Genomic DNA, 5,249 nt, shown 5'->3' with positions numbered 1-5,249 from the left:
CCGCGTGTGCTTCGGCTCCATCGAGCGCTTCATCGGCATCCTGATCGAGCACTACGCCGGCAAGTTCCCCACCTGGCTCGCGCCCGTGCAGGTCAAGGTGCTCCCGGTGTCCGAGAAGAGCCGCGACTACGCCCGCGAGGTCACGCAGCGCCTGGAGGCCGCCGGCATCCGCGCGGTGCTCGACGAGCGCGACGAGAAGATCGGCTACAAGATTCGCGAGGCCCGCAGCGTCGACCGCCCGCCCTACATGCTGATCCTCGGCGAGCAGGAGGTCGAGGCCAAGACGATCTCGGTGCGCGACCGCTCCAACGAGACCCACGTGGCCAACCTCGACGACTTCATCACCGACGTCCGCGCCGAGATCGCGGCGCGCCGCTAGTGGTCGAGATCGAGAAGTTCCTGGACCTGGGGGCCCTCCAGACGCTCTCGTCCGAGCTCGGGCGGGAGCGCTGGAGGGCCCTCTCCGACGCGGCCCAGGTCGTGGCCAGCTACCTCGCGTGCCACCCGCGCGTGGAGGCGGTGCGCTACTCCGGCCTCAAGGCCGACCCCGACTTCGGCCGCGCGTCGTGCGAGCTCGTGGGCGGCTTCGGGCCGCGCGTGGCGTACCGGACGTCCGGCGCGCCGGCGGGGGAGTGGGAGCTCTGGGAGGCCGACGGGCGCGACGCCCGCGAGCAGGTCATGGAGCTCGAGGGGCTTCTCGCCGGCTCGTGAGCGCCCTTCTCGCTGCTGGGCCCTGGCGGTTACGTACAGCCGTCCGACTTACGTACACCGATGCGATTTTGATACCGAGAAGGGCGATGCTCTGACCTGCGATTTTCCGAAATTCGGCCCGATATCAGTTCCTGAACAGTGTACGTAACCCACAAGACTGTACGTAACCCGAGCGATTGTACGCAACCCGCCCCGTCGAGACGCCCGAGACGCCGTATTCGCTATACTCAAAAGCAGTGCCGAAAGCACGTCTTCTGTAAGACCGCGCCCGCCTTCCGCGTGCGGGGGCGGTCCGAGAAATAGGAGGAACGCATGGCAGACATTGACCGGACCCCGATCGAGAGCGTCGAGGACCTGCAGGAGCGCATCGACCAGATGCGCGCGGCGCAGGCCGAGTTCGCCACGTTCACCCAGGAGCAGGTGGACAAGATCTTCTACGAGGCCGCCATGGCGGCCAACAAGGCGCGCATCCCGCTGGCCCAGATGGCCGTCGAGGAGACGGGCTACGGCATCATGGAGGACAAGGTCATCAAGAACCACTACGCCTCCGAGTACGTCTACAACAAGTACAAGGACATGCAGACCTGCGGCGTCGTCGAGGACGACCCGGCCTTCGGCTACAAGCGCGTGGCCGAGCCCATCGGCCTGGTGGCCGCCGTCATCCCGACGACCAACCCCACGTCCACGGCCATCTTCAAGTCGCTCATCTGCCTGAAGACCCGCAACGCCATCCTCATCTCGCCGCACCCGCGCGCCAAGGCCTGCACCGCCGAGGCCGCGGCCATCGTGCGCGAGGCCGCCGAGAAGGCCGGCGCGCCCAAGGGCATCATCGACTGGATCGACGTGCCGTCGCTCGACATGACCAACACCCTCATGCGCTCGGCCGACATCATCCTGGCCACGGGCGGCCCGGGCATGGTCAACGCCGCGTACTCCTCGGGCAAGCCCGCCCTGGGCGTCGGCCCCGGCAACAACCCCGCCATCATCGACGACACCGCCGACGTGGAGCTCTCGGTCAACTCAATCATCCACTCCAAGACCTTCGACAACGGCATGATCTGCGCCACCGAGCAGAACGTCATCGTGCTCGACGGCATCTACGACGCCGTGAAGGCCGAGTTCGAGCGCCGCGGCTGCTACTTCCTCAAGGGCGACGAGATCGCCAAGGTCGGCAACACCGTCATCGTCAACGGCGGCGTCAACGCCAAGATGGTCGGCCAGCCCGCCCCCAAGATCGCCGAGGCTGCCGGCGTCACCGTCCCGGCCAGCACCAAGGTGCTGATCGGCGAGGTCGAGTCCGTGGAGCCCTCCGAGCCGTGGGCGCACGAGAAGCTCACCACCATCCTCGGCATGTACCGCGCCACTGACTGGGAGGACGCCCTGCAGAAGGCCGAGCGCCTCATCGCCGACGGCGGCTACGGCCACACCAGCTCGCTGTTCATCGACACCCGCGAGAAGGACAAGATGGCCGAGCACGCGCGCCGCATGAAGACGTGCCGCATCCTCATCAACACCCCGGCCGCCCAGGGTGGCATCGGCGACATCTACAACTTCAAGCTCTCGCCGTCCCTCACGCTGGGCTGCGGCTCCTGGGGCGGCAACTCCGTCTCGGGCAACGTCGGCCCCCAGCACCTGCTCAACTTCAAGTCCGTGGCAGAGAGGCGTGAGAACATGCTCTGGTTCCGTACTCCCGAGAAGGTCTTCTTCAAGAAGGGCTGCATGCCCGTGGCCCTGCGCGAGCTCTCCGAGGTCTACGGCAAGAAGCGCGCCTTCATCGTGACCGACTCCTTCCTCTACAAGAGCGGCTTCACCAAGAAGATCGAGGCCTCGCTCGACGAGCAGGGCATCACCCACGCCAGCTTCTGGTCCATCTCGCCCGACCCCAAGCTCGGCGACTGCATGCGCGGCCTCGAGCAGCTCAAGGCCTTCGAGCCCGACTGCATCATCGCCATCGGCGGCGGCTCGGCCATGGACGCCGGCAAGATCATGTGGTCCATGTACGAGAACCCGGACGAGAAGTTCGAGGACATGTCCATGGACTTCATGGACATCCGCAAGCGCGTCTACACCTTCCCCAAGATGGGCAAGAAGGCGTTCTTCGTGGCCATCCCCACGTCCTCCGGCACCGGCTCCGAGGTCACGCCCTTCTCGATCATCACCGACGAGAAGACCGGCACCAAGTGGCCCATCACCGACTACGAGCTCATGCCCAACATGGCCATCGTCGACACCGACAACATGATGACCCAGCCCAAGGGCCTCACCGCCGCCTCCGGCGTCGACGTGCTCACCCACGCCCTCGAGGCCTACGTCTCCGTCATGTCGTCCGACTTCACCGACGGCATCGCGCTGCGCGCCATGAAGCTCGTGCTCACCTACCTCGAGCGCGCCTATGACGACGGCACCGACGTCGAGGCCCGCGACCACATGGCCAACGCCTCGTGCCTCGCCGGCATGGCCTTCGCCAACGCCTTCCTGGGCGTCAACCACTCGATGGCCCACAAGCTCGGCGCCTACCACCACATCGCGCACGGCATGGCCAACGCCGTCATCCTGACCCGTGTGATGCGCTACAACGCCGCCGAGCGCCCGGTCAAGATGGGCACCTTCCCGCAGTACGACCACCCCAAGACGCTGCACCGCTACGCCGAGGCTGGTCGCTTCTGCGGCATCCAGGGCAAGGACGACCGCGAGGTCTTCGAGAACTTCATCGCCCGCATCGAGGAGCTCAAGGCCCACGTGGGCGTGCCCGAGACCATCGCCGGCTTCGGCGTCACCGAGGAGGACTTCCTCGCCACGCTGGACGAGATGTCGCTCAACGCCTTCAACGACCAGTGCACCGGCGCCAACCCGCGCTACCCGCTCGTGTCCGAGATCAAGAGCCTGTACCTCGACGCCTTCTACGGCCGCGAGGCAACCTCCTACGAGGACTAGTCACGCCCACCCCACGTTCTTCTCGTTGCCCAGAAGGAGGCAGCAATGGAACTCACTGACAGCAAGCAGGTCATCGTCGAGCGCCACAACAAGGTCGTCTACGTTGACGGGGATCGCATCGTCAAGGTCTTCAACGCCGAGAAGCCCGCGTCCGACGTCTTCAACGAGGCGCTCAACCTCGCCCGCGTGACCGAGGCCGGCGTGCGCGTCCCGCGCGTGCTGGAGGTCTCGCAGGTCGCCGACGGCGCGTGGGCGCTCTCCACGGAGTACGTGCCGGGCGTCACCATGCGCTCGCTGATGGACGCGGCCGAGGGCACCGACGAGTACGACCGCCTGATCGAGCAGTTCGTCGACTTCCAGGTCGAGATTCAGGGCACGCCGGCCCCCGAGCTGCTCAAGGACCAGAAGACCAAGATCGCCGGCATGGTGGGCAAGGCCCCGGGCCTCGACCCGTCCGTGCGCTACGACCTGCAGATGCGCGCCGATCGCATGGGCGCCGGCCGCGCGATCTGCCACTGCGACTTCAACCCGTCCAACGTGATCGTGGGCGAGGACGGCGCGCTCTACGCCTGCGACTGGACCCACGTCACCCGCGGCCTCCCCGAGGCCGACGCCGCGATGACCTACATCCTCTTCAAGATGTATCACCCTGGCCACGCCGAGCGCTACCTCGACATCTTCTCCAAGAAGGCCGACGTCGCCAAGCAGAAGGTGCACTACTGGGTGCCCGTCATGGCCGCCGCCGAGCTCTCTCGCGGCCGCAAGGACGCCGAGGAGTTCCTCCGCAGCCAGGTCGACGCCGCGCTCGACATCGACTAGCGCCGTCGCGACCGCGTAGCGTCAGGGGCCCGTCAGCCGAGGTGGCTGGCGGGCCCCTTTTTGCGTCTCGGGATGGTGCACCCTTTCGGGATGGTGGCACCCTTCATGGCTCCTCGATTAGCATGCATTTCAAAATCCGAAATCGGCAAAACGCAATGAAAATTTTCAGGTTGCTCGTGAAGTGTATGCTATTTGTTCGCGGCAGGTTGGCGAGAAGGTCGCGGGCTAGCGGCGCCGCACGTAGGTGGCGAAGTCGAAGGCCACGCCGTCGTCGGTGACGCCGCCGGGCTCCACGTGCGCGAGCTCCCAGGCGTCGTCGGCGTCGAGGTCGGGGAAGCGCGTGTCGCACGGGCACACGCAGTGGTTGCGCGTCACCTCGGCCCGCGCGCACCGGCCGAGAAGCTCGGCGTAGACCTGGCCGCCGCCGATGACCCACGCCTCCGGCTCGTCCGCCACCGCCGCGAGCGCCTCCTCGACGGTATGCGCCACCTCCACGCCCTCGGGCGAGAAGGACGCGTCGCGCGTAAGCACCACGTTGCGCCGTCCCTTGAGCGGGCGCGCCCCGGGGAAGCTCTCGAGCGTGCGGCGTCCCATGATGACGGGGTGCCCCATGGTGAGCTCCACGAACCGCCGCATGTCGGCCCGGTTGCGCACCACCATGTCACCGTCCAGCCCGATGCCCCAGTCGTCGCACACCGCCACGATCGCGTTCAGCTGACATGTCATCTCTCAAACCTTTCTGTGAGGGTGGGCCGGGCGCATGGGTCCGGCGCTCAGACAGTCCT

Annotated in this window: 5 protein-coding genes; 4 read left to right on the top strand and 1 reads right to left on the bottom strand. The window is 66.7% G+C overall.

Features of this window, described 5'->3' with window-relative positions:
* The 4 genes from ACWTSU_RS04020 to ACWTSU_RS04005 all read left to right on the top strand — a co-directional run.
* Positions 1 to 379, top strand: a 379-nt coding sequence (locus tag ACWTSU_RS04020; RefSeq protein ID WP_455138594.1) for a His/Gly/Thr/Pro-type tRNA ligase C-terminal domain-containing protein, incomplete at its 5' end; no start/stop codon positions are given.
* Positions 379 to 711: a hypothetical protein gene (locus tag ACWTSU_RS04015; protein ID WP_455138593.1), complete on the top strand. Its 333-nt coding sequence runs from the start codon at positions 379 to 381 to the stop codon at positions 709 to 711. The genes ACWTSU_RS04020 and ACWTSU_RS04015, both read left to right, overlap by 1 nt.
* Before the next feature lie 312 nt (positions 712 to 1,023).
* Positions 1,024 to 3,645 (top strand): bifunctional acetaldehyde-CoA/alcohol dehydrogenase, encoded by a 2,622-nt coding sequence (gene adhE, locus ACWTSU_RS04010; RefSeq protein ID WP_455138592.1) that lies wholly within the window; start codon positions 1,024 to 1,026, stop codon positions 3,643 to 3,645.
* Positions 3,646 to 3,690: 45 nt separating this feature from the next.
* Positions 3,691 to 4,464: an aminoglycoside phosphotransferase family protein gene (locus ACWTSU_RS04005; protein WP_455138591.1), complete on the top strand. Its 774-nt coding sequence runs from the start codon at positions 3,691 to 3,693 to the stop codon at positions 4,462 to 4,464.
* Between the two features lie 225 nt (positions 4,465 to 4,689).
* Here the strand turns inward: ACWTSU_RS04005 and ACWTSU_RS04000 are convergent, their stop codons facing one another.
* Positions 4,690 to 5,190: a dihydrofolate reductase gene (locus ACWTSU_RS04000; protein ID WP_455138590.1), complete on the bottom strand. Its 501-nt coding sequence runs from the start codon at positions 5,188 to 5,190 to the stop codon at positions 4,690 to 4,692.
* Positions 5,191 to 5,249: the final 59 nt, after the last annotated feature.

The sequence above is a fragment of the Thermophilibacter sp. genome (assembly GCF_966187215.1).
Note: the sequence above shows the minus strand (reverse complement) of the source record. Positions and strands in the feature narration are given on the sequence as shown.

Excerpts from the sequence above, each read along its gene's own strand:
- adhE (WP_455138592.1), top strand. The coding sequence starts at position 1,024 with ATGGCAGACATTGACCGGACCCCGATCGAGAGCGTCGAGGACCTGCAG.
- ACWTSU_RS04005 (WP_455138591.1), top strand. The coding sequence starts at position 3,691 with ATGGAACTCACTGACAGCAAGCAGGTCATCGTCGAGCGCCACAACAAG.
- ACWTSU_RS04000 (WP_455138590.1), bottom strand. The coding sequence starts at position 5,190 with ATGACATGTCAGCTGAACGCGATCGTGGCGGTGTGCGACGACTGGGGC.